1 protein-coding gene is annotated in these 2,008 nt (G+C 68.0%); it reads left to right on the top strand.

Annotated elements, in window-relative coordinates; translation table 11 throughout:
* Positions 1 to 238: 238 nt before the first annotated feature.
* Complete coding sequence (locus tag VNE62_02450) at positions 239 to 1,906, top strand: IS1182 family transposase (GenBank protein HVE91147.1); 1,668 nt, start codon at positions 239 to 241, stop codon at positions 1,904 to 1,906.
* Positions 1,907 to 2,008: the final 102 nt, after the last annotated feature.

Raw genomic sequence — 2,008 nt, forward strand, 5'->3', positions numbered from 1 at the left:
ATGCAGCGACATCGTGGCCTCCAGTCCGAGCAACTTCCCCGGCTCCGCGGGGTTCGCCCGACTCCAGGCCGCAGACACTCTGCCGGCATCCGCAGGCCGCGCCTGAATTCGCCACCAGTATCACTTTTGATACTGGTGGCGAATTCAGGCACGGCCATCGGATGCCGGCATAGCGTCTGCGGCCTGGAGTCTGGCGTACCCCGCGGAGGCGGGGACGTCGCTCGGACTGGAGGCCAGGATGTCGCTGCATGCGCGGGAGCCGGACCCGATCCCCGAGGAGACCGCGCGTGTCGCGCGCGCCGCGTTCCCCGGTGGCAACCTGTACGTGCGGATGCGGGAGGCGTTTGACACCATCTACTCGGATGAGGACTTCGCCGATCTGTTCCCCACGCGGGGGCAGCCGGCCGAAGCGCCGTGGCGTCTGGCCCTGGTCACGATCTTCCAGTTCGCCGAGCACCTGTCCGACCGCGCGGCGGCCGACGCCGTGCGTGGGCGGATCGACTGGAAGTACGCACTCTCTTTAGAGGTGACCGATCCGGGCTTCGACCACACCGTCCTCAGCGAGTTCCGCACCCGCTTGCTGCTCGGCGGGGCCGAACGGCGGCTGCTCGACCTGCTGGTAGCATGCGCCCGCGACCGGGGACTGCTCAAGGCCCGGGGGCGGCAGCGGACGGACTCGACCCACGTGCTGGCCGCCGTCCGAGCGCTGAACCGGGTTGAGCTGGTGACCGAGACGATGCGCCACGCCCTTACGGTCCTCGCCGACGTCGCGCCTGATTGGCTGCGCGCCCACGGACGACCTGAATGGGCCACACGCTACGAGCGGCGCCCCGAGGACGACGGTCTCCCGAGCAAGCAGGCGGAGCGGCAGGCCCTGGCCGAGACCATCGGCCGGGACGGCCTCGAGCTCCTCATCGCCGTCGATGCCGACGAGGCACCGGCCTGGCTACGAGACCTCCCCGCGCTCCGCGTGCTCCGCTCGGTGTGGATCCAGAACTACCTGATGACCGAGACGGTCCTACGCTGGCGAACCGAGAAGGAGGGATTGCCACCGGCGGCTCGGTTCATCAGCTCGCCGTATGACCCGGATGCTCACTACGCCAGGAAACATGCCACGTCGTGGGTCGGCTACAAGGTCCACCTGACCGAGACCTGCGAGGATGACACCCCCAATCTGATCACCAACGTCGCGACGGCGCCAGGCCCGGTCGCCGACGGCGCCATGACGCCAGATATCCATCAGGAACTGGCAGAACGCGATCTCCTGCCGGGCCTGCACGTCGTCGACACCGGCTACCTGGACGCCGAGTTGTTGGTAACCACGCCGGCGCAGTTCGGCGTGGACCTGCTCGGCCCGACCAGGAAGGACTACCACTGGCAGGCCCGCGACGGGCAGGGCTTCGACGCCCAAGGGTTCACGATCGACTGGGACGACGAGCAAGCCACCTGCCCCGCAGGACGTACCAGCATCAGTTGGACGCCAGCCGTGGACAAGCGTCGCAATCAGGTCGTCAAGATCAAATTCTCGACGAAGGACTGCGGCCCCTGCCCCCATCGAGCCCAGTGCATCCGTTCGCGCAAGGCATCCCCACGCCGAACCATCACCGTGCGTCCCCAGGATCAATACGAGGCGTTGCGGGCGGCACGGGAGCGGGAGAAGACGGACGCCTATGCCGAGGAGTACGCTCGACGCGCCGGCGTCGAGGGCACGCTCTCGCAGGCCGTGCGTCGCTGCGGACTGCGTCGCTCGCGCTACGTCGGCCTGGCCCGGACCCACCTGGGCCACGTCCTGACCGCCACCGCCGTCAACTTTGTCCGCATCGGTGAATGGCTCGCCGGCACCCCACGGGCGAAGACCCGTCACCCACCGTTCGCTACCGTGCTGGCACCGGCAGCAGCCGCATAGGGGAATTCGCCACCAGTATCACAAGTGAGGGAGAGCCAACTCCGGGTCCGTAAAGTAGCAGTATCGGTGCGAAACGGCCTACCCTCAGGGCGCCGAAGTGAC

It is taken from the genome of Actinomycetota bacterium, from assembly GCA_035536535.1.
Classification (GTDB): domain Bacteria; phylum Actinomycetota; class JAICYB01; order JAICYB01; family JAICYB01; genus DATLNZ01.

Coding starts and splice junctions, on each gene's coding strand:
- VNE62_02450 (HVE91147.1), top strand. CDS start 239: ATGTCGCTGCATGCGCGGGAGCCGGACCCGATCCCCGAGGAGACCGCG.